The organism is Cloacibacterium normanense (genome assembly GCF_003860565.1).
Taxonomy (GTDB): domain Bacteria; phylum Bacteroidota; class Bacteroidia; order Flavobacteriales; family Weeksellaceae; genus Cloacibacterium; species Cloacibacterium normanense.
Genome location: NZ_CP034157.1, coordinates 125,945 through 151,582 on the forward strand (window position 1 = coordinate 125,945; position 25,638 = coordinate 151,582).

22 protein-coding genes, 3 tRNA genes and 3 rRNA genes are annotated in these 25,638 nt (G+C 34.9%); 22 read left to right on the plus strand and 6 right to left on the minus strand.

The window, feature by feature from the left end:
- Window positions 1-33 precede the first annotated feature (33 nt).
- The 7 genes from gcvH (at window position 34) to rrf (ending at window position 6,356) form a co-directional block, all read left to right on the plus strand.
- Window positions 34-411 (plus strand): glycine cleavage system protein GcvH, encoded by a 378-nt coding sequence (gene gcvH, locus EB819_RS00575; protein ID WP_069797980.1) that lies wholly within the window; start codon window positions 34-36, stop codon window positions 409-411.
- A gap of 58 nt (window positions 412-469) precedes the next feature.
- Window positions 470-766, plus strand: coding sequence for a VanZ family protein (locus tag EB819_RS00580; RefSeq protein WP_245993182.1), 297 nt, complete (start codon window positions 470-472; stop codon window positions 764-766).
- A 594-nt stretch (window positions 767-1,360) separates the two neighbouring features.
- Window positions 1,361-2,877, plus strand: a 16S ribosomal RNA gene (locus EB819_RS00585).
- Window positions 2,878-2,997: 120 nt separating this feature from the next.
- Window positions 2,998-3,071: transfer RNA gene (locus EB819_RS00590), tRNA-Ile, on the plus strand.
- 13 nt (window positions 3,072-3,084) lie between these two features.
- A tRNA-Ala gene (locus EB819_RS00595) sits at window positions 3,085-3,158 on the plus strand.
- Window positions 3,159-3,328: 170 nt separating this feature from the next.
- Window positions 3,329-6,108 (plus strand): 23S ribosomal RNA (locus EB819_RS00600).
- 140 nt (window positions 6,109-6,248) lie between these two features.
- Window positions 6,249-6,356 (plus strand): 5S ribosomal RNA (rrf, locus tag EB819_RS00605).
- Together the 16S, 23S and 5S rRNA genes with 2 tRNA genes alongside form the textbook arrangement of a ribosomal RNA operon.
- A gap of 551 nt (window positions 6,357-6,907) precedes the next feature.
- Here the strand turns inward: rrf and sucC are convergent.
- From sucC to EB819_RS00620, 3 genes are all read right to left on the minus strand, one after another.
- Window positions 6,908-8,098 carry an ADP-forming succinate--CoA ligase subunit beta gene (sucC, locus tag EB819_RS00610; protein ID WP_069797258.1) on the minus strand — a complete coding sequence of 397 codons (1,191 nt, stop codon included), beginning with the start codon at window positions 8,096-8,098 and terminating at the stop codon, window positions 6,908-6,910.
- 113 nt (window positions 8,099-8,211) lie between these two features.
- Window positions 8,212-8,598 (minus strand): DUF423 domain-containing protein, encoded by a 387-nt coding sequence (locus EB819_RS00615; protein WP_069797257.1) that lies wholly within the window; start codon window positions 8,596-8,598, stop codon window positions 8,212-8,214.
- A complete protein-coding gene (locus EB819_RS00620; RefSeq protein ID WP_069797256.1) occupies window positions 8,598-9,926 on the minus strand; it encodes a hydroxymethylglutaryl-CoA reductase, degradative in 1,329 nt (442 codons plus the stop codon). The genes EB819_RS00615 and EB819_RS00620 overlap by 1 nt, the downstream gene beginning before the upstream one ends.
- 199 nt (window positions 9,927-10,125) lie before the next feature.
- Between EB819_RS00620 and EB819_RS00625 the strand changes: the two genes are divergently transcribed.
- From EB819_RS00625 to EB819_RS00685, 14 genes are all read left to right on the plus strand, one after another.
- Window positions 10,126-10,196: transfer RNA gene (locus EB819_RS00625), tRNA-Gln, on the plus strand.
- 137 nt (window positions 10,197-10,333) lie between these two features.
- A complete protein-coding gene (locus EB819_RS12725; RefSeq protein WP_158005945.1) occupies window positions 10,334-10,495 on the plus strand; it encodes a hypothetical protein in 162 nt (53 codons plus the stop codon).
- An 18-nt stretch (window positions 10,496-10,513) separates the two neighbouring features.
- Window positions 10,514-10,774 (plus strand): hypothetical protein, encoded by a 261-nt coding sequence (locus EB819_RS00630; protein WP_069797255.1) that lies wholly within the window; start codon window positions 10,514-10,516, stop codon window positions 10,772-10,774.
- Window positions 10,775-10,786: 12 nt separating this feature from the next.
- Window positions 10,787-11,044, plus strand: coding sequence for a hypothetical protein (locus tag EB819_RS00635; protein WP_069797254.1), 258 nt, complete (start codon window positions 10,787-10,789; stop codon window positions 11,042-11,044).
- A gap of 114 nt (window positions 11,045-11,158) precedes the next feature.
- The gene (locus tag EB819_RS00640) at window positions 11,159-11,722 is read left to right on the plus strand and encodes a hypothetical protein (protein ID WP_069797253.1); all 564 of its coding nucleotides are present in this window, start codon (window positions 11,159-11,161) and stop codon (window positions 11,720-11,722) included.
- Window positions 11,723-11,899: 177 nt separating this feature from the next.
- A complete protein-coding gene (locus tag EB819_RS00645) occupies window positions 11,900-12,457 on the plus strand; it encodes a helix-turn-helix domain-containing protein (RefSeq protein ID WP_069797252.1) in 558 nt (185 codons plus the stop codon).
- Between the two features lie 16 nt (window positions 12,458-12,473).
- Complete coding sequence (locus EB819_RS00650; protein ID WP_069797251.1) at window positions 12,474-12,920, plus strand: response regulator; 447 nt, start codon at window positions 12,474-12,476, stop codon at window positions 12,918-12,920.
- A gap of 6 nt (window positions 12,921-12,926) precedes the next feature.
- Window positions 12,927-15,956: a PAS domain-containing protein gene (locus EB819_RS00655; RefSeq protein WP_069797250.1), complete on the plus strand. Its 3,030-nt coding sequence runs from the start codon at window positions 12,927-12,929 to the stop codon at window positions 15,954-15,956.
- Between the two features lie 434 nt (window positions 15,957-16,390).
- Window positions 16,391-16,552 (plus strand): lmo0937 family membrane protein, encoded by a 162-nt coding sequence (locus EB819_RS12980; protein WP_104794433.1) that lies wholly within the window; start codon window positions 16,391-16,393, stop codon window positions 16,550-16,552.
- 4 nt (window positions 16,553-16,556) lie between these two features.
- The gene (locus tag EB819_RS00665) at window positions 16,557-16,859 is read left to right on the plus strand and encodes a YtxH domain-containing protein (protein ID WP_069797249.1); all 303 of its coding nucleotides are present in this window, start codon (window positions 16,557-16,559) and stop codon (window positions 16,857-16,859) included.
- A gap of 49 nt (window positions 16,860-16,908) precedes the next feature.
- Window positions 16,909-17,172 carry a GlsB/YeaQ/YmgE family stress response membrane protein gene (locus EB819_RS00670; protein ID WP_317126165.1) on the plus strand — a complete coding sequence of 88 codons (264 nt, stop codon included), beginning with the start codon at window positions 16,909-16,911 and terminating at the stop codon, window positions 17,170-17,172.
- 43 nt (window positions 17,173-17,215) lie between these two features.
- Window positions 17,216-17,731, plus strand: coding sequence for a hypothetical protein (locus tag EB819_RS00675; RefSeq protein ID WP_069797248.1), 516 nt, complete (start codon window positions 17,216-17,218; stop codon window positions 17,729-17,731).
- A 37-nt stretch (window positions 17,732-17,768) separates the two neighbouring features.
- The gene (locus EB819_RS00680; RefSeq protein WP_069797247.1) at window positions 17,769-18,008 is read left to right on the plus strand and encodes a hypothetical protein; all 240 of its coding nucleotides are present in this window, start codon (window positions 17,769-17,771) and stop codon (window positions 18,006-18,008) included.
- A 119-nt stretch (window positions 18,009-18,127) separates the two neighbouring features.
- On the plus strand, window positions 18,128-20,077 hold the full coding sequence (locus EB819_RS00685) for an ATP-binding cassette domain-containing protein (RefSeq protein WP_069797246.1): 1,950 nt from the start codon (window positions 18,128-18,130) through the stop codon (window positions 20,075-20,077).
- On the opposite strand, the gene EB819_RS00690 is transcribed toward EB819_RS00685, so the two are convergent.
- The 3 genes from EB819_RS00690 to EB819_RS00700 all read right to left on the minus strand — a co-directional run bounded on the left by EB819_RS00690 (window position 20,074) and on the right by EB819_RS00700 (window position 23,729).
- Window positions 20,074-20,619: a mechanosensitive ion channel family protein gene (locus EB819_RS00690; protein ID WP_069797245.1), complete on the minus strand. Its 546-nt coding sequence runs from the start codon at window positions 20,617-20,619 to the stop codon at window positions 20,074-20,076. The two genes, EB819_RS00685 and EB819_RS00690, sit on opposite strands and share 4 nt — an antisense overlap.
- 262 nt (window positions 20,620-20,881) lie before the next feature.
- Window positions 20,882-21,388: a PepSY-associated transmembrane domain-containing protein gene (locus EB819_RS00695; RefSeq protein ID WP_069797244.1), complete on the minus strand. Its 507-nt coding sequence runs from the start codon at window positions 21,386-21,388 to the stop codon at window positions 20,882-20,884.
- Window positions 21,389-21,476: 88 nt separating this feature from the next.
- Complete coding sequence (locus EB819_RS00700; RefSeq protein ID WP_069797243.1) at window positions 21,477-23,729, minus strand: TonB-dependent siderophore receptor; 2,253 nt, start codon at window positions 23,727-23,729, stop codon at window positions 21,477-21,479.
- 212 nt (window positions 23,730-23,941) lie between these two features.
- Here EB819_RS00700 and lnt point away from each other — a divergent pair, with 212 nt between their 5' ends.
- Window positions 23,942-25,567 carry an apolipoprotein N-acyltransferase gene (gene lnt / locus EB819_RS00705; RefSeq protein ID WP_069797242.1) on the plus strand — a complete coding sequence of 542 codons (1,626 nt, stop codon included), beginning with the start codon at window positions 23,942-23,944 and terminating at the stop codon, window positions 25,565-25,567.
- Window positions 25,568-25,638: the final 71 nt, after the last annotated feature.

Below are 25,638 nucleotides of genomic sequence, written 5' to 3' on the forward strand. Positions count from 1 at the left end.
ATTTCATTAATTTTGGGAAAAATAAATTTAGAAATGAACACACCATCAGAATTAAAGTACACCAAAGATCACGAATGGGTTAAACTAGAAGGAAACGTAGCTACAGTTGGAATCACTGATTTTGCTCAAAGCGAATTAGGAGACATCGTTTTTGTAGATGTAGATACTGTAGACGACGATTTAAATGCAGGAGAAGTATTCGGTAGCGTAGAAGCTGTAAAAACTGTTTCAGATTTATATTTACCAATTTCAGGTAAAGTAATAGAGTTTAATGAAGAGTTAGAAGGTGAACCAGAATTGGTAAACACAGACCCATACGGAAAAGGATGGATTGTAAAAGTAGAACTTTCAGAAGGTGCAGACCAATCAGAATTGCTAACTGCAGAACAGTACCAAGAACTCATTGGATAAGATAACTCACATATTTAGATATTACGTATTGCCCATTTATTGGGCAATACTCACATATATGCTCCTCAAACCAGGAGTAGAAAACAAAGAATATTGGTTTATGTTCTCAGGAATTGATAAAATACTACACATATCAATATTCGCCCTATTAGGATTTGTTTTCAGAATAGGTTTTCCTAGAATGCGATTTTTTACCTTTTTCTTAATTATGTTTATATATGGATTAGGTACAGAAATACTACAAAGAGAAATGCATTTAGGAAGAAGTATGGAATTGTTAGACCTTATTGCAGATTTATTAGGAGTGTTGATGGGATATTATACTTATCAAAAAATAAAAAAATATTACTTCTAAAATTCTAGAAGTCTCAATAATACTTAGGTGTGAAACTATATATTATAGTAAATTAGGCGTATTTGCTCATTGTGAATAACTTTAAAAATGAGTGTAAGTTGTTTAATATCAGAAAGATGTTTTCCCCAATTTAAACAACTGTATAGTTTTTTGTAGAAAAAATTTGCATTGTATTTATTTATCGTCATACTTTTGCATCACCAAAATAATGGTAGCGCAGGAGCTAATTAAGAAGAAAGATACGAAACGAGAACAAAAAAATATTTAAGAAAATATTTGGAATTTTAGAAAAAAGAGTTACCTTTGCAGTCCCTTAAATGAGGGAGCGCAGAAGAGTAAATTTTTTTTGAGAGAGATACATTAAGTTAAGCTAACATAATAAATAGTGCGACTGAGGGTCTTGAAAAAAAATATCAAAAAAAGTTTTGTTGATTAAAAAATAATTAATACTTTTGCACTCGCAAATCAGAAACGCAAGATGACAGAAAAGTTTTCTGATGAGCGAAAGAAAAAGAGATCTTTGAAATACAATATAACAACCAAGTAAAAAAATAAACCAAAGCGAAGTCAACTTTGAGTGAGTCAGACAAACATACAATGGAGAGTTTGATCCTGGCTCAGGATGAACGCTAGCGGGAGGCCTAACACATGCAAGCCGAGCGGTATTGTTTCTTCGGAAATGAGAGAGCGGCGTACGGGTGCGGAACACGTGTGCAACCTGCCTTTATCTGGGGGATAGCCTTTCGAAAGGAAGATTAATACTCCATAACATATTGATTGGCATCAATTAATATTGAAAGCTCCGGCGGATAGAGATGGGCACGCGCAAGATTAGCTAGTTGGTGAGGTAACGGCTCACCAAGGCGATGATCTTTAGGGGGCCTGAGAGGGTGATCCCCCACACTGGTACTGAGACACGGACCAGACTCCTACGGGAGGCAGCAGTGAGGAATATTGGTCAATGGGTGCAAGCCTGAACCAGCCATCCCGCGTGAAGGACGACTGCCCTATGGGTTGTAAACTTCTTTTGTATAGGGATAAACCTACCCTCGTGAGGGTAGCTGAAGGTACTATACGAATAAGCACCGGCTAACTCCGTGCCAGCAGCCGCGGTAATACGGAGGGTGCAAGCGTTATCCGGATTTATTGGGTTTAAAGGGTCCGTAGGCGGACTTATAAGTCAGTGGTGAAAGCCTGTCGCTTAACGATAGAACTGCCATTGATACTGTAAGTCTTGAGTATATTTGAGGTAGCTGGAATAAGTAGTGTAGCGGTGAAATGCATAGATATTACTTAGAACACCAATTGCGAAGGCAGGTTACCAAGATATAACTGACGCTGAGGGACGAAAGCGTGGGGAGCGAACAGGATTAGATACCCTGGTAGTCCACGCCGTAAACGATGCTAACTCGTTTTTGGGCTTTAGGGTTCAGAGACCAAGCGAAAGTGATAAGTTAGCCACCTGGGGAGTACGCTCGCAAGAGTGAAACTCAAAGGAATTGACGGGGGCCCGCACAAGCGGTGGATTATGTGGTTTAATTCGATGATACGCGAGGAACCTTACCAAGACTTAAATGGGAATTGACAGTTTTAGAAATAGAACTTTCTTCGGACAATTTTCAAGGTGCTGCATGGTTGTCGTCAGCTCGTGCCGTGAGGTGTTAGGTTAAGTCCTGCAACGAGCGCAACCCCTGTCACTAGTTGCCATCATTCAGTTGGGGACTCTAGTGAGACTGCCTACGCAAGTAGAGAGGAAGGTGGGGATGACGTCAAATCATCACGGCCCTTACGTCTTGGGCCACACACGTAATACAATGGCCGGTACAGAGGGCAGCTACACAGCGATGTGATGCAAATCTCGAAAGCCGGTCTCAGTTCGGATTGGAGTCTGCAACTCGACTCTATGAAGCTGGAATCGCTAGTAATCGCGCATCAGCCATGGCGCGGTGAATACGTTCCCGGGCCTTGTACACACCGCCCGTCAAGCCATGGAAGCTGGGGGTACCTGAAGTCGGTGACCGTAAAAGGAGCTGCCTAGGGTAAAACTAGTAACTAGGGCTAAGTCGTAACAAGGTAGCCGTACCGGAAGGTGCGGCTGGAACATCTCATTTTAGAGCGTCATTAGACGTAAAACAAAATTAAAATAAGAACTTACTCAGTTCGCTTTGGTTTTTTACTGGTTGATATGTAAAAATACACCCCTAATCATTAGTAAGAGGGAAGAGATTTAAAGTCTCGTAGCTCAGCTGGTTAGAGCGCTACACTGATAATGTAGAGGTCGGCAGTTCGAGCCTGCCCGAGACTACTAAAGAATTAGAGGGGAATTAGCTCAGCTGGCTAGAGCGCCTGCCTTGCACGCAGGAGGTCAAGGGTTCGACTCCCTTATTCTCCACAGTTTTAGAGGTCTAATTTAAAAGTGACGAATAGAGCCAAAAACAATATTTGTTTATTAGACATTTAAGAAGCAAAATAGATCATTGACATTAACGATAAAGACATCACAAAGAGATAACCGAGCACTTTCGAGTGCCGAGTATAAAAATATACTAATATAATATTAGGAAAGAAATCGTTAAGGGCGTATGGCGGATGCCTAGGCTTTCAGAGGCGACGAAGGACGTGGTAAGCTGCGAAAAGCTGCGGGGATTGGCACACACGAATTGATCCGCAGATGTCCGAATGGGGCAACCCGGCATGTTGAAGACATGTCACCCAGCAATGGGAGCAAACCCGGAGAACTGAAACATCTAAGTACCCGGAGGAAAAGAAATCGAAGAGATTCCGTAAGTAGTGGCGAGCGAAAGCGGATTAGCCCAAAAGTCTTTATATGTTTAGAAGAATGTTCTGGAAAGAACAGCCATAGAGGGTGATAGCCCCGTAATCGAAAGGCATACATAGATGATAAATGAGTAGGGCGGGACACGTGAAATCCTGTCTGAATATGGGGGACCATCCTCCAAGGCTAAATACTCCTGAAAGACCGATAGTGAACAAGTACTGTGAAGGAAAGGTGAAAAGCACTTCGAATAGAAGGGTGAAATAGAACCTGAAACCGTACGCCTACAAGCGGTCGGAGCACCTATATGGTGTGACGGCGTGCCTTTTGCATAATGAGCCTACGAGTTAATTTTACTAGCGAGGTTAAGGACTTCAGGTCCGGAGCCGGAGCGAAAGCGAGTCTGAATAGGGCGCATAGTTAGTAGGATTAGACGCGAAACCTTGTGATCTACCCATGGGCAGGTTGAAGCTCTGGTAACACAGAGTGGAGGACCGAACCGGTTGACGTTGAAAAGTCTTCGGATGACCTGTGGGTAGGGGTGAAAGGCCAATCAAACTGGGAGATAGCTCGTACTCCCCGAAATGCATTTAGGTGCAGCGTTGCGACAAGTTTATTAGAGGTAGAGCTACTGATTGGATGCGGGGGTTTCATCGCCTACCAATTCCTGACAAACTCCGAATGCTAATAAATGTTTCGCAGCAGTGAGGGCATGGGTGCTAAGGTCCATGTCCGAGAGGGAAAGAACCCAGACCAACAGCTAAGGTCCCCAAATATATGCTAAGTTGAAACAACGCGGTTGGACTGCATTGACAGCTAGGATGTTGGCTTGGAAGCAGCCATTCATTTAAAGAGTGCGTAACAGCTCACTAGTCGAGCGGTCCGGCATGGATAATAATCGGGCATAAGCATATTACCGAAGCTATGGATTTGTACAATAGTACATCTGGTAGGGGAGCATTCTATTTGCGCCGAAGCAGTATCGCGAGGTATTGTGGAGCGGATAGAAAAGAAAATGTAGGCATAAGTAACGATAAAGGGGGCGAGAAACCCCCTCACCGAAAGACTAAGGTTTCCTCAGCCATGCTAATCAGCTGAGGGTTAGTCGGGGCCTAACGCGAACCCGAAAGGGGTAGTGGATGGACAACGGGTTAATATTCCCGTACCTGTATAATAATAAAGTGACGGAGTTGGGAATTAGGTGCGTACTGACGGAATAGTACGTTGAAGTAACTGCGAGGTTACGATAGTACAGCAAGTCTTCGGATGCGCTGATAATCCTAAGGACCCGCTTCCAAGAAAAGCGATTTATACAGCCCGTACCAAAACCGACACAGGTAGTCGAGGAGAGAATCCTAAGGTGCTCGAGTGAGTCGTGGCTAAGGAACTAGGCAAAATAGTCTCGTAACTTCGGAAGAAGAGACGCCCCGAGCAATCGGGGCCGCAGTGAAGAGGCCCAGGCGACTGTTTATCAAAAACACAGGACTCTGCTAAATCGAAAGATGCTGTATAGGGTCTGACACCTGCCCGGTGCTGGAAGGTTAAGGAAGGTGCTTAGAAGTAATTCGAAGGCATTGACTGAAGCCCCAGTAAACGGCGGCCGTAACTATAACGGTCCTAAGGTAGCGAAATTCCTTGTCGGGTAAGTTCCGACCTGCACGAATGGTGTAACGATCTGGGCACTGTCTCAGCCACGAGCTCGGTGAAATTGTAGTATCGGTGAAGATGCCGATTACCCGCAATGGGACGAAAAGACCCTGTGAACCTTTACTATAACTTCGTATTGACTCTGAGTAAATAATGTGTAGGATAGGTGGGAGGCTTTGAAGCAGGCACGCTAGTGTTTGTGGAGCCAACGTTGAAATACCACCCTTTGTTTACTTGGAGCCTAACTTCGAAAGAAGGACATTGCGTGGTGGGTAGTTTGACTGGGGTGGTCGCCTCCAAAAGAGTAACGGAGGCTTTCAAAGGTACCCTCAGCACGCTTGGTAACCGTGCGTAGAGTGTAATGGCATAAGGGTGCTTGACTGTGAGACCTACAAGTCGATCAGGTGCGAAAGCAGGACATAGTGATCCGGTGGTTCCGTATGGAAGGGCCATCGCTCATAGGATAAAAGGTACTCCGGGGATAACAGGCTAGTCTCCCCCAAGAGCTCACATCGACGGGGAGGTTCGGCACCTCGATGTCGGCTCGTCACATCCTGGGGCTGGAGAAGGTCCCAAGGGTTGGGCTGTTCGCCCATTAAAGTGGCACGCGAGCTGGGTTCAGAACGTCGTGAGACAGTTCGGTCTCTATCTATTGCGGGCGTTAGAAGTTTGAGCGGAGTTGACTCTAGTACGAGAGGACCGTGTTGAACAAACCTCTGGTGTATCAGTTGTACCGCCAGGTGCACCGCTGAGTAGCTATGTTTGGAAGAGATAAGCACTGAAAGCATATAAGTGCGAAACTCGCCGCGAGATGAGACTTCTTTTAAGGGTCGTTGGAGATGACGACGTTGATAGGCTACAGGTGTAAAGGCAGTAATGTCATAGCCGAGTAGTACTAATTACCCGTAGATTTATAGCCTAATAGGCACTCGAAAGAGAAAAGGTTAGCTCTTTGTGAACGTTTTTATCGATAAAAAAGGAATTAGTTTTGAAAAGGCTAAGGATTTAGATTAAACTTAAGTCTTAAAACCTAACAACTAATCCCTCATATAAAGCCTTTAGGGTGGTTTTAGCAGAGGGGCTCACCTGTTCCCATTCCGAACACAGAAGTTAAGCCCTCTAGCGCCGATGGTACTGCTAACGCGGGAGAGTAGGTCGCCGCCAGTTTTTATTTTGAAATCCTCATCATGTAAATGATGAGGATTTTTTGTTTTTATACCTATTCTATCTAATCCAATCTCATCAAGCTATCATTTTGAAAGCATAATACTTTAAATGAGAAAATACTCATGAAAATTGACTTGCATATATAATTATAAACATCAGCTTATATTTGAAGAAGGAATAGCATTAAAAAGCCTCTGTTCAATCATTAGAACAGAGGCTTTTTACTTTATAATTTTATGTATGTTTAAATATATTATACTTGAATTACTCCCAAATTAAACTTATCTGTAATAGGAGAATTATTTGCAACTTCTATACCATGGGATATCCATTTTCTGGTGTCTAATGCTTGCAATAGGGATAATCGTAGAAATCCTTTTTTTGCTTGGGTTTTATTATTCTTAATGGTAGGTAGCGTGTGCAAAAAAGATTGTAACGGATAGCCCGACCGAATAAGCTTAGGATTAGCTTGGGAATGAGTGATTGCCATAAAAAGAAAAAATCCGTCCTAAAATAGAACGGATTTGATTATTTGAAGTAAGTTTGTTTTATTAAGCTAAAACTTCTGATACTTTGTTTGCAGCTTCTTCTAAAGTAATTGCTGAGTGAATTGGTAAACCAGCATCGTCAATTAATTGTTTTGCTTCTACAGCGTTTGTACCTTGAAGACGTACAATTAAAGGAACAGGAAGGCTTCCCATTGCTTTGTAAGCGTCTACTACACCTTGTGCAACTCTGTCGCAACGTACAATTCCTCCGAAAATGTTAATCAAAATTGCTTTTACATTTGGGTCTCTTAAGATAATTCCGAAAGCAGTTTGTACTCTTTGTGCATCTGCAGTACCACCTACATCTAAGAAGTTTGCAGGATTACCACCAGAAAGTTTAATGATATCCATAGTAGCCATTGCAAGACCAGCACCGTTTACCATACAAGCTACGTTACCGTCTAATTTCACGAAATTAAGACCAGCTTCGCCAGCTTCTACATCCATAGGATCTTCTTCTCTAGTATCTCTTAATGCAGCTAAATCTTTGTGACGGAAAAGTGAATTGTCATCTAAAGTTACTTTAGCATCTACCGCTACGATTTTATTGTCTGAAGTTTTAAGAACTGGGTTGATTTCAAATAATGAAGCGTCAATTCCTACATAAGCTTTGTAAAGTGAATCAATGAATTTTACGAATTCTTTGAAAGAATCACCTGATAAACCTAAGTTGAAAGCGATTTTTCTCGCCTGGAAACCTTGTAAACCTAAAGTAGGATCAATTACTTCTTTGTGAATTAAATGAGGCGTAACTTCTGCTACGTGTTCGATATCCATACCACCTTCGGTAGAATAAACTACAGTATTTTTACCTAAAGCTCTATCTAAAAGAATAGAAACATAGAATTCTTTAGTTTCTGTTTCGCCAGGATAATATACATCTTCTGCAACCAAAACAGAGTTTACCAATTTACCTTCTACTGAAGTTTGAGGCGTAACTAATCTCATCCCGATGATGTTCTGAGCATTTTCTTTTAGCTTGTCATAGTTTGGTGAGAATTTTACACCGCCACCTTTACCTCTACCACCAGCGTGAACTTGAGCTTTTACTACCCAACCTTCGCTTCCGGTTAATTCTTTTAATTTATCAGCTGCTTCTACAGCTTCCTCTACGTTGTTTGCTACAAAACCACGTTGGATTCTAACGCCGTAAGAAGCTAAAATCTCTTTTGATTGATACTCGTGAAGATTCATAATATTTCTAAAATTTTTATTTAAAAGTTAGTTTTCACAAAAATATAAAAAAAGAGGCAAGTAGAAAGGAAAACCCATCAAGTTTTTTGCCTAATTTTTAATGATAATTTATTTTAAAACTTAGTCTTGGCGAAAACATAGATTAATAAAGCCCAACCTAAAATCATAAACAAACCACCAATTGGAGTGATAGGTCCTAAAAATTTAAGATTCGTCTTTAAAACGTCTTGAAAACTCAAGAAATAAATGCTTACTGAGAATAGAAACGTCCCCAAAATAATGAACCAAGCGGTAGTTTTTTCTATTCCTGTTTCAAATTTTAAGAAAAATCCTATAATGAGAAGGAGCAAAGCATGATACATTTGGTATTTTACACCTGTTTCAAAACTGGTCAATCTTTCTACGGAAAGAACTTTCTTTAAAGCATGCGCACCGAATGCTCCTAAAATTACAGAAGTTAATCCGTACACTGCGCCGATGATTAAGGTAATGGTTTTCATTATTTATTTCTAAGTTTATTTAATTCCGAAATCACTTCATGGTGACTTACTGTTTTATCTTTAAAATAGTTGACAAAATATTGTTTTTCTTCTTCTGTAGCGCCAAATTGGTTTAAGATATTGAAAAGGTGCATTTTCATATGCCCTTTTTGGATTCCTGTAGTCACCAATGAACGAAGTGCAGCAAAATTCTGAGCCAAACCAGAAACTGCCAAAATACTCATCAATTCTTGAGCAGATGGTTTTCCTAGAAGTGCTAAAGAAAATTTCACTAAAGGATGAAGATTTGTTAAACCACCAACTACACCAACAGAAATTGGTAAATCTATCCAAAATCTGAAAATTCCGTTGTCTGTAGTACAATGCGTAAGAGATTTGTATTTGCCATCTTTGCTTGCATAAGCATGCGCACAAGCTTCAGTAGCACGGAAATCATTTCCTGTAGCTATTACTACAGCATCTATACCATTCATAACACCTTTGTTATGCGTAGTTGCTCTGTAAGGTTCAATTTCTGCAATGGTTACCGCTTGTTTAAATTTCCAAGCGAATTCTTCGTTAGAAATTCCACTGTCGTCTTTTAAATCATCAATTTTACAAGAAACTTCTGCTCTTACGATACAATCTGGAGTGAAGTTAGACAAAATATTCATCACAATCTGAATTGAGTTTTTCTCATCTTCTGAGAAAGCATCAGATTGAGCTACTTCGTCTTTTAACGTTTTTCCGAACTGTTCCAGACAAGAATTGATGAAATTAGCACCCATAGAATCTACCGTGTTGAAGCTAGCTTTCAATTGATAATAATCTGCTAATTCCGAAGTTTTATCTATGAGTTTAATATCTAAAATTCCGCCACCACGCTTTCTCATGTTTGCGGTAATATCTTCTGTAGCTTCAAAGAGTTTTTTCTTTAAAGTAAAATTGAAAAAATGCAATAATTTATGCGCTTCTACTTTGAAGATAAAGTGTGTGTGTCCTAATTTCTCGGTATTAATAATCGTGGTTTTGAAACCGCCTCTTTCTAACCAGAATTTTGCAGATTTGGAAGCTGCAGCAACTACAGAACTTTCTTCTACAGCCATTGGTAAAGCCATCAATTTTCCATCAATGAGGAAATTTGGCGCAATTCCGTAAGGCATGTAAAAATTGGTAATGGTATTTTCTGAGAATTCTTCGTGGAGTTTTTGTAAGTCTGGATTATCGTTCCAATATTGCTGAAGAATCTTTTGGTATTCTTGGTTTCCTTGTAAATATTCGTTTATTAACCAATCAATTTTGTGTTGTTTCGAAAGTTTAGAAAAGCCTTCAATTGGTTTATGATTCATAGAATTGTTTTTTTACTTTTCAAAGATACAAAATTTGATGAAGAAGACTAGAGTAGTGTTTTTACAAATATAATATGAGAGAAAGTGATAAAAAAAACAGTTTGAAATTCAAGTAAATAGAGATTTTTTGTAATTTTTTTTGTTTTAGCTATTGCAAATAGAAAAATTTGTATTAAATTTGCACCACCAAAAACGGTATAGACTCATGGTGTAACGGTAGCACTACGGTTTTTGGTACCGTCTGTCGGGGTTCGAATCCCTGTGAGTCTACACTTATAAATAAGCCTTCTGATTTTTCAGGAGGTTTTTTTGTTTCTAAAAATTCTATAAAATTCCAAAAAAATTCTATAATGCTCTGTTAATGTTATTGTTGAATCTTTGCAATGTAAACATCAAAGATTAAGAAAATGACAACGATAATACATAGTGCAACTACTTCTGGATACAAAATAGTGAATTCTATTTTACAAAATGAATACGTGCAATTATCTGCTCAATATCTTACCGTAGATTTTATGATTATGGCATTAATCATAGAATCTAAAAAAATCCTACATAAAATTATCTAACACCAAAAAAACGAAACTATGAATAATTTAATACACATAGAAGATTATTTTATAAAGCTTCATAGAAGTTTTGGTATTTCTGAATTGTCTTACCAGAACAGAAGATTAGAACTAGACGAAAGCAATATGAAACAATTGGTTTTCGCTTCTGAAGCTTTTGATGAGGAGTTTGAAAATCTCGTAGATCATTGCTCCATGATTTATGATGAATTACAAAAGGGCTTTTCTTTAAAAATAAGAAAAGATGTGAACAATAATTATTTAGTTAACGTAATTTAAAATTTGAAAGTCATGAACATTTTATTATTAATACTCGCAGCCATTTTTATTGGATATTCTATAGAAACCTTCCATGAAAGTAGAACCAAACTGAATATTGTAAAAGTTATCTTATTCTCTTTTTTAGTAGCATTTCTTGCTAGTGGAATAAGTGCTTATGTTTTAGATAAAAATCTATTTACAGATTTATTTGACGGGACGCTTCTTTTCAGTGGAATTGTAACTTCTATAATTACAACTTATTTTTTGAAATCTATCGTAAGTGAATAAAAATAAAATTCTGTAACAGTTTCAGAAAATCATATAAAACAAAAGATTTCAGTTCTGTGCAACTTTGCAATAACATAAATATAACATAAAACTTAACACGAAAAATTTAAAATTATGAAAAACGTAAAAAGAGCTATTTTAGGAATAGGAATTTTATCAGCAGGTTTATTAAGCGCACAAAGTGCAGAAATGACAAATATGCTAAAAATTGGAGGAAATGTAGGAATAGCTGCTCCTTCTACCAATGCTTCTGCAAATTTAGGTTTAGATGTTGCTTATCAACATTTGGTAACACCAGGATTTGGATTAGGGATTGCTACAGGTTATAACCATTTCTTCGGGAAGGACAATGATGGAATCGAAAATAATGATTTCGGAGTAGTTCCAGTAGCAGGTTTAATCAGAGTTTATCCTAAACAAACAGGATTTTATTTCGGTACAGATTTAGGATATGCATTTATCACAGGTGATGAAAACGTAGCAGCTAATGCTCCTGTTGCAAGACCTGATGGTGGTTTTTATCTAAAACCAGAATTAGGATGGCATAACAGACATTGGAATGTAGCATTACAATATACTAAAGTATTCACAGGTTCTAAAGGAGACTTACCAGGACAAGATTTTAATGCAGCCTCTCTAGGTTTAGGTGTTTCGTATAACATTCCTTTAGGTGAATAATTTCATCTACAGAGACTAACAGTTAAAAAAAGTAGTTTTCTCTTCATATAGTTTATTATTTAGTTAACTCTCACAAGTACGGATTTATTTGTTATTTGTGAGAGTTTTTTAAGATTTTAGACAAAAACAATGAGAGCTTACTTTTTTTACTAACTTTATAAACTAAATAATAACACAATGAAGATATTTACAAAATTCGACTATAACGCAGTTTGTAAAAAAGTATTAGAAGAAAAATTAGACCAATTAGGTGCTAAATATAGAGTAGTCGCTTTTGGTGAAGTAGAATTTTTAGAAAAAATTCCTGCCGAAAAGATGAAAGAATTCCGTGCAGAATTAGAAGAGTACGGCATTACCATTATCGAGAATCAAAAGACCGTTTTGATTGAAAAAATTAAAGAAGCCATCTTAGAAATGGTTCATTCTGAAGAGCCTATTAATGTAAAAGCTTCTGTTTATCTTACCGATAAACTTAATCACAGTTATGGTTATTTATCCAATTTATTTTCAGAAGTCACGTTCAGTTCTATAGAGAACTACATTATGATGCAGAAAATAGAACATGCCAAAAATTTAATCATTAAAGACAATCTTACCTTAACCGAAGTCGCTTATCGATTAAATTACAGCAGTGTAGCACATTTAAGTACACAGTTCAAAAATATTACAGGAATTACACCATCTCAGTTCCAGAGAATTATTACCAAACGTAGAGAAATTGCTAATAAAAAATAAATCTAAATAAAAAACTATGCACACAGATTACATTCACATCATCTTAGCAGATGACGACGAAGATGACAGATTATTCTTCACCGATGCTTTTTCTGAACTGAAAATAAATACCAAAGTTCACACCTATAATGATGGAGTAGAACTTATGAATTATCTTAATTCAGACGATGCGGTTTTACCACAGGTTCTATTTTTAGACTTGAATATGCCTAAAAAAAATGGGATAGAGTGTCTCCACGAAATAAAATCTAATAAAAAATTTGATGATATTGCCATTGCCATTTATTCTACCTCATCTTCAGAAGAGCATATAGAAGAAACTTTCGTAAGTGGCGCGAATATTTACATCAAAAAACCAAATGATTTTGATACCCTTAAAAAAGTTTTATCAGATGTAGTGGCTATTAATTGGCAATACCATACTTCTGGTCTTAATAAAGATAATTTTTTACTGAGAATGTAATTTTATATGAAATTTACGAACAAACCTCTTTTTCTTAAAATTATTTTTGCGATTACCATAGCAATTATACTTTTTATTTCTTCGGTTTCTTATAAACATATTAGAGCGTTGCATGATTCTAATGAAATTGTAGAACACACCTATCGTGTTCTCATAAAAATAGAGCAAGTTTTTACTAAAATTAAAAATGTAGAAATAGACAGAAGAAATTATTTATTGACTCATGACAAAAAATTAATTCGTCAAATCAAGTTTGATAAAGAAGAAATTAAACAAAATCTAAAACAGCTCAGAGAAATAACTTCGGATAATCCAGATCGTTTTCAAACGACTAAAAAACTAGAATTTTTAATAGAAAAAAAACTGAAAGTAGTAGACGAAGTCTTAGATCCTAACTTTGATTTAAAAAATATTGATAAAGTTAAGGATAATATCTACAGAGGAAAAGCAGTGATGGAAGAAATTTCAGTTATTATTAGAAATCTAAGACAATCTGAGACTCATCTTCTAGAAACGAGGTCTTTAAAAAGTGATCAAGTCAATAAATACACACCACTCGTGAATTTATTGACCTTCTTTGTTACAATTGTTCTCTTAATTCTTGCCATTATCAAAATCAATAGAGATTTAAAAGAAGCGACCATCAATAATGAAAAACTAATACTTGCAAATGAAACCGCAAATCTTGCCGAACAAATCGGTAATTACGGAACATGGCAACTTAATGTAGAAACCAAAAAATATACTTTTTCCGAAAATGAATATCGTCTCTTAGGTTATGAGCCTAATTCTTTAGAAGATAATTATGAAGGATTTATGAATAGAATTCATCCTGAAGACTTGTATTACGTACAAGGAATTGTCTCCGAGATGATTAATCATGAAACCTTATCACCATTCACTTACAGAATCATTAGAAACGATGGTGAGGTAAGATATCTGCGTGCTTCTGGTAAAATGATAAAAAATCTTAAAAACGAAAAAATCTTATTAGGAATTACCAGCGATGTAACAGAAGAGATAGAAAATCAAAAAAATATTTCAGAAAAAAATATAGAATTAGAAAAGAAAAACAGAACCCTTTTCTTAGCTAATGAAACCAATAAAGAAGCAGAAATAGCGGGGAATTATGGTACTGCGCAATGGTTTGTAAAAGATAATAGATTTATATTTTCTGATAATAATTACCGCTTATTTGGTCTAAATCCTAAAGATAAACCAGAGTTTTCTGATTTATTTAAACAAGTGCATCCAGATGATAAAGCAATGGTAGATGCTACATTAGATGAAATGGCAGAAAAAAAATCTTTTAATCCATATATCATCAGAATTATTAGAGCAGATAACCAAGAAATAAAATATCTGTCGATTAACAATAAACATATAAAAGATGACAGTAATGAAGAATATGTGCTCATTATTTCTCTAGATGTTACCGAAATTTTCAAAGCACAGAACACCATTTTAGAGAGAAATAAAGAACTCGAAAAAATCAATAACGAAATGTTGCTCTCTAATAATGCATTGAAATTTGGTGAAGAAATTGGTGGATATGGAAATTGGAGTTGGAACATCAAAGAAAATACTTGGTATTTTTCAGACAATCTTTACAAATTATTAGGAGCAGAACCAAAATCTTTTGAGTCTAATCTAGATAATTATTATAACTACGTACATCCAGAAGATGTAGAATATTTTAAAACTGTAATGGCAAAAATGGAAGAAGAAGAAAATCTTCCTGCCTTTACTTATAGAATTCTGAGACCTTCAGGAGAAATTATTCATGTAAAAGGAGTAGGTAGCCCAACTTATGATGCTAATGGAAATAAATTTTTGGCAGGAGTTGTAGTTAATATTACAGAAGAAGTAAAAAGAAGTCAAATTCTTCAAAAAGCTTTTGAAGAAATAAAGTATTACAATGAGAGTAGCAAGGAAGCTGAAGTTATTGGTAAATATGGATTCTGGAAATGGAATGTAGATAAAAATGAATTTGAGTTTTCGGATAATATTTTCAGACTTTTTGGAGTAGAAAATGAAAATTTTGATCCTAAAGTAGATAATTTTATTCCGTATGTATATCCAGAAGATTTAGATTATGTTTTAGAAAATCTTCAGAAATTACAGAATAAAGATAAAAACGCAAAACCTTACGAACATAGAATTGTAAAAAAAGATACTGGCGAAATAAGATATATTAGAGTTTCTCATAAGCCGATTGAAGATTCGGGTGAAGGGTTTTATTATTTGATGATAACGCAAGATATTACCGAAGAAGTCAATAAAAATATAGAAACCAATCAAAAAAACAGAGAACTGGAAGCGTCTAACAAAGAATTGCAGGCATTCAACTATGTTGCGAGTCATGATTTGCAAGAGCCGTTAAGAAAAATCGAAACTTTCATCTCTAGGTTGGAAGCCAAAGATTATCAGAATCTCACGGAAACAGGTCAACAGTACTTCGATAGGATAAAAGTTGCAGCTGGAAGAATGAGATTGCTCATCAAAGATTTACTGCAATTTTCTAGAACCAATAAATCTGAACAGGTTTTCGAAAAAGCAGACCTTAATGATTTGTTGGAAAACGCAAAACACGAAATTGCAGAACCTATAGAAGAGAAAAAAGCAGTGATTCATACCGCTCATCTTCCGAAAATGAAAGTCATTCCTTTCCAGATTCAGCAGTTGTTTATTAATTTATTGGGGAATTCTATTAAATATTCTAAGCCAGGCGTTGCTCCAGAAATCAAAATAGATTACGAAAAAGCATCTTTTGAAAAAGTAGGAAATGTAACTTTCTCTGCGAAGAGAATTTTCCACAAGTTTACTTTTACAGATAACGGGATTGGTTTTTCACCAGAATATTCGGAAAGAATATTCGAACTTTTCAGCAGATTGCACAATAAAGACGAAATCGCAGGAACCGGAATTGGTTTAGCCATTTGTAAAAAAATTGTAGATAATCATAAAGGCTTTATCTTCGCCGAAGGAAAACCAAACGAAGGAGCCACATTTACCGTCTATTTGCCAGAAGTTTAAATAAAAATCATTACATATTAAAACACGCTTTTTGAGCGTGTTTTTTTATGCAAATTCTATAACAATAACCCAATTTTTTGTAATGAGATTAATTGGTAATTGTCACATCTTTGTCATGTAGAAAGCGAAGAAAATTCTTCAGAGAAGTTGTTCATTTTATTCTACAATATTTTTACTTCTGCTTTTTTAAAAAGGATTAAAAATGGAAATTTTATAACATCTTAAAATTCTAAAAATTTTAATTAAAATGATGTAATAAATTGTAAATCAAAAATTTAAATCTTTGTATTGTTAAAATGAAACAAAAGATTTTAATCTTCATTGAAACAGAGAAGTAGCAATTATATAACAAAGCATTAAAATGATGTAACAAGAAAAATAGGTAATTTTTAAAAATTTGCAGATTAAAGAGATGATATAAATTATTATGAGTTATGAATAAATTTACCTATTTCACGGTTACATTGTTAATAATAATATGGGCAATTGGATTTTTCTTCTTTGAAACAAGTATACTGATTAACATATTATTTGTCTTGGCGCTTTGTATTATGATTTATGAAATTATAAAAGACGATATTAACAATAAACAGTAAAATTATGAACACCACAGCAAAAAGAACATTAGGAGTATTAGGCGCAACAGCAGTAGGCGCAGTAGCAGGAATTTTATTTGCACCAGCAAAAGGAAAAGACACCAGAGCAAAACTGAGAACACAAGCAAAAAATGCTCAATCTAAAACCAAAGATACGATGAATCAACTTTCTGAAAAGGCAAAAAGCAAATACAACACGATTTCAAACCAAATTTCAGAAAAAGTAAAAGCAAACAAAGACCAGATTTTATCTTCTGCAAAGAGCGTGACTAAGGAAGTAGAAACAGAACTAGATGCTCTTAAATAAACACTTAAACACATACACCAAATAAATATTAACACTAAATCACAAAATTATGATCAATATTATCGCATGGATTATTTTCGGCTTAATCGCTGGAGCAATCGCAAGATTTTTAAAACCAGGAAATGACGCAGCTGGTTGGATTACTACCATTATTATTGGTATTGTAGGTAGCGTAGTAGGAGGCTTTTTAGGAAGAATTTTCTTCGGAGCAGACGTAACAAATGATGTTTTTAGCTTTTATAGCTTAGCCATGTCTGTAGTAGGAGCCATTATCGTACTCTACGCTTATAATGCACTTTCTAGAAAGGCATAAATCACACACACACATATCACAAAAACACCAAAAACAATAAATTATGAAAAAGTTAGCAACCGCACTATCTATTGGTGCATTCTCTCTCGTGTTTTCACAGGGAGTAAATATTTCAAAATTTCACAGAGCTTATATCGCTCAAGACGAAAATAATGTAGCATTTTTAGTAAAAGCTCCAGATGATGAGCCTTCTAAAATGCAAGCGAAAATCAAAGCAATTAAAGCTAAAGAAAATGTAGCTCCGTATTCACAAGTTCCACTTTTACCAGGAACAGAAAGACCAAGTTTCGGACAAAGTAAACAAGATTTTATCGATGCTGTAAATGCTAAAATTGATAAAAACGCAGTTACGGGTTCTGGTACTCAATATACACACGTAAGTTTCTTGGTAACAGAAACCGGTAAAATTTCAGACGTGAAAGCTTCAGGAAATAATGAATCTCTGAACTTAGCAACTATTTTAGCGATTTATGACCTCAATCAAGGATTTGTTCCTGCTAAATACAAAGGAAAAAATATGGCTTCTGTAGTTCATATGAATATCCCAGTAGAACTATAATTTAAAAACACCAAAATAAACATAAAAACATAAAATTATGGAAAGATCTAATATCACTAGAAGATTGCAAACTTTTGCAATGGCTGTAATGGCTACTCTAATCGGAGGATTAGTTTGGGCACAAGAAAAAGCAGCTCAATTAGACGTAGACGTAGACATGAATAAAGGTACGGATATGTCTGGAAACTGGATGCAGAATCCATTAATTTGGGTAATTGGCGCTCTAGTTCTCATCATTCTAATTGCATTAGTTGCAAGAGGAGGAAATAGTAAATAATTTTTTTATCATCATTTATATTTCTCTTTTTAACCAAAAAAAACTGTATCTTTTTATAAGGTGCAGTTTTTTTATTTTTAAAGCGTTATTTTTGCAATCTCAAAAAATAACAATTCATTATGCTTTCAGTTCAAGGTCTTGGTCTTCATCATTCGGGAAATTATCTTTTTAGAGATGTAAATTTTACCATCAAAAAAGATGATAAGATAGGTTTGGTAGGGAAAAATGGTGCAGGAAAATCTACACTTCTCAAAATGATTTCTGGCGATATTAACTTCTACGAAGGAAATATTGTTCCAGATGGTAATATTACCATTGGGTTTTTAAAACAAGATTTAGATTTCGTAAAGGGAAGAACCGTTTGGAATGAGACACTTCAAGCTTTCGAGCAAATTAATGCTTGGAAAAAAGAATTGGACGAAGTAAATCACCAATTAGCAACTAGAACTGATTATGAATCAGATACTTATCATGATTTAATCCATAAAATGACAGATCTTAATGATTATCTTCATCATCACGATGCGTATAATTTGGAAGGAGATATAGAAAAAGTTTTGTTAGGTCTTGGTTTCAAAGCTGCAGATTTTCATAGACTTACCGATGAGTTTTCTGGAGGTTGGAGAATGAGAATAGAACTCGCTAAATTATTACTTCAGAATAATGACCTTTTGCTTCTGGATGAACCTACCAATCACTTAGATATGGAATCAATCATCTGGCTAGAAAATTTCTTGAAAGATTATAATGGTGCTATTGTTTTGGTAAGTCACGATAAACAGTTTATGACTTCGGTTTGTAACAGAACTTTTGATATTAATAATAAGAAAGTTGACGATTATAAAGCTAATTATACCAAATATCTAGAACTTAGAAAAGACAGAAAAGAAAAACTGATTCAAGCGAAGAAAAACCAAGATACTGAAATTAAGCAAATGGAAGATAACATCAATCGCTTCCGTGCTTCTGCTTCTAAGGCTTCTTTCGCACAATCTCTCATTAAAAAATTAGAAAAAATTGAGAGAATTGAAGTAGAGAATGAAGATGTTTCTAAGTTTAATATTCGTTTCGTGCAAAGTGTAGTACCAGGAAAAGTGATTTTCGAAGCTCAAAACTTAGGCAAAAAATACGGGAATCATCAGGTTTTTGATCATGTAGATTTCTTTGTTCAGCGTGGTGATAGAATTGCGCTTCTCGGACAAAACGGACAAGGTAAAACCACTTTAGCTAAAATTTTAGCAGGTGAAATCAAAGATTATTCAGGTGAATGGAATCTTGGGCATAATGTAAACATAGGATATTTTGCACAGAACCAAGAAGAAGTTCTAAGTCCTGAAAAAACAGTTTTACAAGAAGCAGAAGATGCTGCGACTGAAGAAACCAGAACCAAAGTTCGTGATTTACTAGGAAGTTTCCTTTTTTCTGGTGAAGATGTGACCAAAAAAACAAAAGTGCTTTCTGGAGGCGAAAGAAATAGATTGGCGCTTTGTAAATTATTGCTTCGTCCTTTCAATACGTTGATTATGGACGAACCTACAAACCACTTAGATATTCACTCGAAGGAAATTATCAAGTTAGCGCTACAGAAATTCGAAGGAACGATTATTGTGATTTCTCACGACAGAGAATTTTTACAAGGATTGTGTGATAAAATTTTCGAGTTCAGAGATGGCAGTATGAAAGAGTTTTTAGGAAATATTAATGAATATCTAGAATATCGTCAAAAAGAATCTCTAAGAGAAATTTCTGCCGAAAAATCTAAATTAAGTCAGGAAGCAGAAATAAAAGCAGAAGAAAAGAAAGAAGCCGCTACTAGCGAAGCGAAATCTCAGCAAAATGCTAATGCTTTCGTAAGCAAAGAACAAAAGAATCTTCAAAAGAATCTTCAAAATAAACTCAAAAAAATTGAAGAAAAAATTGCAGACTACGAAAAAGAAATCGCTCAACTAGAAAGTATCTTCGCCAAGTCTAATCCTTCTGATGCAGAACTGAAAAAATATCAGGATTTGCAAGACGAATTAGCTGCTACCATGCAAGAATGGGAAGATATTGCCGAGAAATTAGGCTAAGATTTTTTACTGTGATTGAAGAAAGGAGTGTTGAAAATTAACTGATTGGGAACATAGACGGTTTCGCCGTTTTCTGTTCTCAGTTTGGTAGTGAGCATACTGATGTCTTCTACCGTTCCTTTGATATTACTGATGGTTACTAAATCACCAATTTGAAAAGTTTTTTCAAAATTTACAGCTGCACCTGCAAAAATTCCAGAAACTACATCTTTTAATGCAACTCCAGCAATAACACCTGCAATTCCTAAACTCCCGATAAATTTCACCATGAAACTGCCTAGATGCATAATTTCTAAGGCGATGTAAATTCCTAAAGCATAGAGAATATATTTGGCAAATTTGGCCAAAAGAAGAGGTGTGTTTTTGTTAGCGTTTTCAGGAAAAATGCGGTAAAGAATTTTCGTGATAATTCTGATGAGGTATTTGCTTAAAAAAGAAAATACAATTATGAATACAATTAGCAAAACGATATTCGGAACTAAGCTTACGATAATATTCCACCAAGTGGAAAGTTTCTCTTGGATAACCTCTATATTTTTCATAGTTCAAAATTAAAAAAACGGCGAGACAAAATATAAAATATTTTATCCCGCCTAAAAACACAAATGAAAAAATGTTAATTTATTTAGATTATATCTAATTATTTAATAATTGCCTAACGAACGTTAAGTTGTTTTTTTTACAACTTATTATCTTGTAATGACTTTTATATCAATGTTTTATAATTAGTTAAAAAAGCTTTGCAAAGTTACAAATTATTATTTAATACGCAATAAATTTTGTAAAAAAATATTTTTTCTATAATTATGCTAATGTCAAGAATAATGCCAAAACTAAACCTATTATGGTGGCAATCATTCCTTTTCTGAAAATTTGAGATTTTGGATTAAACATCCAAAATGATGAAATCACAAAAAAGAACAGTGAAATTCCAAAAATCGTATTCAATAAATAAAATTTATGTTTTGAATCTGATTTATGCAATTCTGTCATTTTCCTTAAAAAGTAAGGAAGTTCTTTTTTAGTATATTTCGCTTCTCCTGTTTTCGCATTATAAGTTCCTTCTTTGAAGAGGATAAGATTTCCTTTTTGTTCTTTCACTTCGAAACCTTTTATTTTAAGTTCTTTTCCCAATTTATCTGTTGGAATATTCGCTTCTAATTTTTTTTCGATTTTCTTTTCTTTTTTTAGGAAATCTGTGTCTCTGTAGATTAATAATACCCCACTAATCGCGTAAACCGCCATAATTCCTGCCATAAAATAACCGATGTAGCGGTGTAAAATTCTCATTGTAGTTCTTGTGCTCTTCATGTTCTAAAAGTAAATTTCATTAAGTTAGTTTAAAAGGTAAAAGTGGAAAACGAGTTCTCCACTTTTTGATTGAATTTGATATGATAGGTTAAAACTTATAATTAAATGTTAAGTAAAAGTTTCTAGGAGTAATAGGATTTACAGAGTAATTTTCGTGCACATTGTAATCTACCACATCGAAAATGTTTCCTAATCTTCCTTGAATATTGAATTTCTTAAATTGGTAACCAATAGTGAAATCTACAGTAGTGAAATCTCCAATTTCATACATTCTGTTGGTTTTTGGGTTTCCGTTTTTGTCTTTTAGATTATTCCAACCAGCCAATCTTTCTCCGGTGTAGAATGCGGTGAATCCTAATTTTAATCCTTTTACATATTTTGGTAAGGTATAGAAGATAGAAGCATTCGCAGTATTTGCAGGTGTTCTTACCAATCTTTCTCCTTCTACGAAACTTCCGTCAGAGTCTGGTGTATCTGTGTAAACCATATTGTTATATGCGTAACCAGCGTTGATTGAGAGATTTGGTGTAGGATTTCCTGTAATGTCTAATTCTATACCGCGGCTTCTGGTAGCTCCCGTCATTTCTTTTATGTTAGTGTCGCCGTTTATGTTCCCATTTTTATCCAAAGCAGCTGTTTGTGCTAAATTGCTGTTTTCAATTTGATAAGCAGTAATGTTAAACGCTAAAGTGTTTTTCCATAAATTTTTCTTTAAACCAATTTCATATTGGTCAATCAATGAAGAAGGCAATGGTAAATTGTTAATATCTCTACCAGAGTTAGGATTGAAAGAGTTGCTATAACTTGCAAATGTGCTGAAGCTATCATCAATCTGATAAACTAATCCTACTCTTGGCGAAAATGCGCTTTCTTTAGGATTTCCTGAACTTGCTTTATATGTTTTAGTGTTATTCAAATAGTTTTCTACAATGGTGTTTTTGTTTTCTAAGTAAGACCATCTTAAACCTGCTAGAACTTTGAATTTATCTGTAATAGCAATTAAATCTTGAGCATAAATACCCACTCTTCTTGTAGGAATTCTGTTAAGGTCTTTTTGTCTTGAATTAAGCATTTCTCCAGATTTCCAAGTGTTTTCATCTGATAAGGAAATGTTTCCATTGCTGGTATTTCCGTTGGTTCCATAAACAAAGTTATTTCCTGCATCTGCGAAAGTACCGTCTTGTTTTTGCAATTGATAAGAATAAGTGTCAGCTTGTAAATAATCAGCATCTGCACCAACTAAAAGTTTATGGTTTAATTTTCCAGTTTTGAATTGACCATTTAAATTAAACTGAAGGCTTCCGTACTTTTGTTCCTGAAGTTGTTTGTTTAAAGTTCTCTTCCAAACGTAATCTCCATTGGTTTGCAAATTCCATTGAATTCTTTCGGTTCCGTAAAAATCCCTGGTATAATCTTGGAAAAATGCAACCGTATTAAAATTCCAATTAGAATTAATTTCGTGGTTTAATGTTACTGTAGAAGTAAGCATTTCATTGGTTTGATTTTGCCAAGTTGCACCAGGGAATTTATTGATTCCAAGAAGTGTGTTGAGTTTTGATTCATTAGTGGTTGTGTTTAAAACTAACCCGCCTAAACCAAAATCTGGAGTGAAGTGATGTTTAAGATAATCTGCTTCTATGATGATTTGTGTTCTATCTGAAATGTTATAAAGGAAACTTGGATTGAAATAGTGCTTTTCTGATTGTACAATATCTCTGAAACTTTCTTTATTTTCGTAGCTTCCGTTTACTCTAAAAGCTGAATTTTTGGTCAATCCGCCATATATATCGATGGTAGGTTTTACATTGTTCCAACTTCCGTAATTTAAAGCGATATTTCCACCGAAGTTAAAAAGAGGTTTTTTGGTCACCATGTTTACAATTCCACCAGGAGCTACGTTTCCATAAAGAATTGCAGCACTCCCTTTTAAAACTTCTACACGTTCTAGACCAGAAACTTCTGGGAAAATTCCTGAGTTTACTCTACTTCCGTTTTTGTAGATATTTTCATTGCCAAAAGTGTAACCTCTCGCTCCAAAACTGTCTTGAGAAGCACCTCTCGCTGAGGTAATATAAACACCGTTTACATTTTTTACTACATCAGAAAGTTGTTGTGCTTGTTGCTGTTCTATAACTTCATGAGTTACGATGGCAATCGCTTGTGGAGTTTCCATTACATCTAGTTGAGATTTTATAGTAGAAACTCTAGCGTTATTAGGATTTCCTGTTTTGTGAAGCTTTACATCTTCTATGGTTCTGGTATATAAACTGTCTTTTTTTTGTTGAGCATTTGCAGTAATTGATGCTGCAACTAATAAAAGGGGAAGTATTTGATTTCTCATTTAACTTTATTTAGAATGATTAAAAATAACTCTGCAAAAATAAAAATGTAAGTTTAAATCACAAAATTTATTTAGAATAATTTTAAATAAGAATAAAAATATTTTATTTTGTATTGATTCTCAGTTATTTATAAAATATGACTTTTGTCATGTTTCTCTTTTTTACCCCATGTAAAAACCTTAAATTTGCCCTTCACCAATAGGATTTACTTATGAAATATATTTTTCTATCATTAATATCAGCGCTATTGTTATCTATTTCTTGGCCTACTTACGGAATTCCGTTTTTTATATTTTTTGCTTTCGTTCCATTGTTATTAATGGAGCAAGAAATTTCTAAATTTTCAAAAATCAATAAAAAAGGATGGGCGGTTTTTGGTTTGACTTATCTTGCTTTTTTCATTTGGAATGTAGTAACTACTGGTTGGTTATATCACGCTAAAAATCCAGACGGAAATAACTCTCTTTTGGCAGTTGCAATTCCTGTTATTGTCAATTCTTTATTGATGAGTTTGGTTTTTCAACTGTATTATTGGTATAAGAAAGTAAGAGGAACTTATTTTGGGCTAGTATTTTTTGTGGCAATTTGGTTAAGTTTCGAAAGATTTCATCTCAATTGGGAATTTACTTGGCCTTGGCTTAATCTAGGAAATGCCTTTTCAGAATATCCTCAATTGATTCAATGGTACGATACAATTGGTGCAACTGGCGGTAGTTTTTGGATTTTGCTGATTAATGTTTTTGCTTTTTATACATTGAGAATTTGGCAAGCAGGAAGAATAAGAAAAGATTTGGTGAAGAATATTTCTATTTTAACAGCGCTTATAGTTCTGCCTCTTCTGATTTCTATTTATAAATACAATTCTTATCAAGAAAAACCTGTAGGAGAAGTGACTACGCTTTTGCTTCAACCAAAATTAGATCCTTATACCGAAAAATACAGTAAAGATTCTTTACAGATATTAGGAGAACTTTTAAATTTAGCCGAAGAAAATTCTAAAACAAAAGTAGATTTTTTCATTGCGCCCGAAACTGCATTTCCCGGGAACGGAAGTTTGAGCGAAAATGGTTTTAATAAAAGTACTTCTATCGCAATTGCCAAAGATTTTTTGGGAAAACACCCACAATCTATATTTTTAACAGGAGCTTCCACGCATAAATTTTTGTTTGACGAAGCGGATACTGAGGATTATTCTACAGAAATTCAAAATGGAGTTTGGGTAAATTCTTATAATTCTGCATTGCAAATTATTCCAAATCAAGAAGTGGAGGTTTATCACAAAGCGAAATTGGTTCCTGGAGTTGAAATTTTCCCATACATTAGATATCTGAAGCCTATTTTGGGAGATGCGATGCTGGATTTCGGAGGTGCAAATTCATCTCTTGGAATTGATAAGGAAAGAAAAGTTTTCAGCAATACATTTAACAAGGCTAAAATGGCTCCTATTATCTGTTATGAAAGTATTTATGGAGAATACGTAACCGATTATGTCAAAAATGGTGCAAACCTTCTCGCGATTATGACCAATGATTCTTGGTGGGATAATACTGAAGGTCACAAGCAATTGCTTTCTTATGCCAGACTGAGAGCTATAGAAACTAGGAGAGAGATTGTACGTGCTGCCAATAGCGGAATTTCTGCGCATATTAATGCAAGAGGAGATGTTCTAGAAGACACCTTTTATGATGATAGAACAGCGCTATTGGTAAAGGCTAATTTGCTTGAAGAAAAATCTATTTACACAAAAATAGGTGATTTAATCTCAAGAATTGCTATATTTGTGCTCGGATTTTTAATTATTTACCACTTCGGAGAAAGAATAGCTTCTAAAAAATAATTTATCAAAATTTAGATTAAGTTTTTTTGAAAAAATTACAAATTTATTTGTTTGAAAATTTGTGAGTTCAA

Bases quoted from the DNA above. Each gene is read 5' to 3' on its own strand.
- EB819_RS00650 (WP_069797251.1), top strand. From the start codon at position 12,474: ATGCACACAGATTACATTCACATCATCTTAGCAGATGACGACGAAGAT.
- EB819_RS00640 (WP_069797253.1), top strand. From the start codon at position 11,159: ATGAAAAACGTAAAAAGAGCTATTTTAGGAATAGGAATTTTATCAGCA.
- EB819_RS12980 (WP_104794433.1), top strand. From the start codon at position 16,391: ATGAATAAATTTACCTATTTCACGGTTACATTGTTAATAATAATATGG.
- EB819_RS00615 (WP_069797257.1), bottom strand. From the start codon at position 8,598: ATGAAAACCATTACCTTAATCATCGGCGCAGTGTACGGATTAACTTCT.
- EB819_RS00665 (WP_069797249.1), top strand. From the start codon at position 16,557: ATGAACACCACAGCAAAAAGAACATTAGGAGTATTAGGCGCAACAGCA.
- EB819_RS00630 (WP_069797255.1), top strand. From the start codon at position 10,514: ATGAATAATTTAATACACATAGAAGATTATTTTATAAAGCTTCATAGA.
- EB819_RS12725 (WP_158005945.1), top strand. From the start codon at position 10,334: ATGACAACGATAATACATAGTGCAACTACTTCTGGATACAAAATAGTG.
- EB819_RS00700 (WP_069797243.1), bottom strand. From the start codon at position 23,729: ATGAGAAATCAAATACTTCCCCTTTTATTAGTTGCAGCATCAATTACT.
- gcvH (WP_069797980.1), top strand. From the start codon at position 34: ATGAACACACCATCAGAATTAAAGTACACCAAAGATCACGAATGGGTT.
- EB819_RS00655 (WP_069797250.1), top strand. From the start codon at position 12,927: ATGAAATTTACGAACAAACCTCTTTTTCTTAAAATTATTTTTGCGATT.
- EB819_RS00685 (WP_069797246.1), top strand. From the start codon at position 18,128: ATGCTTTCAGTTCAAGGTCTTGGTCTTCATCATTCGGGAAATTATCTT.
- EB819_RS00670 (WP_317126165.1), top strand. From the start codon at position 16,909: ATGATCAATATTATCGCATGGATTATTTTCGGCTTAATCGCTGGAGCA.
- EB819_RS00680 (WP_069797247.1), top strand. From the start codon at position 17,769: ATGGAAAGATCTAATATCACTAGAAGATTGCAAACTTTTGCAATGGCT.
- EB819_RS00620 (WP_069797256.1), bottom strand. From the start codon at position 9,926: ATGAATCATAAACCAATTGAAGGCTTTTCTAAACTTTCGAAACAACAC.
- sucC (WP_069797258.1), bottom strand. From the start codon at position 8,098: ATGAATCTTCACGAGTATCAATCAAAAGAGATTTTAGCTTCTTACGGC.
- EB819_RS00635 (WP_069797254.1), top strand. From the start codon at position 10,787: ATGAACATTTTATTATTAATACTCGCAGCCATTTTTATTGGATATTCT.
- EB819_RS00580 (WP_245993182.1), top strand. From the start codon at position 470: ATGCTCCTCAAACCAGGAGTAGAAAACAAAGAATATTGGTTTATGTTC.
- EB819_RS00675 (WP_069797248.1), top strand. From the start codon at position 17,216: ATGAAAAAGTTAGCAACCGCACTATCTATTGGTGCATTCTCTCTCGTG.
- lnt (WP_069797242.1), top strand. From the start codon at position 23,942: ATGAAATATATTTTTCTATCATTAATATCAGCGCTATTGTTATCTATT.
- EB819_RS00690 (WP_069797245.1), bottom strand. From the start codon at position 20,619: ATGAAAAATATAGAGGTTATCCAAGAGAAACTTTCCACTTGGTGGAAT.
- EB819_RS00695 (WP_069797244.1), bottom strand. From the start codon at position 21,388: ATGAAGAGCACAAGAACTACAATGAGAATTTTACACCGCTACATCGGT.
- EB819_RS00645 (WP_069797252.1), top strand. From the start codon at position 11,900: ATGAAGATATTTACAAAATTCGACTATAACGCAGTTTGTAAAAAAGTA.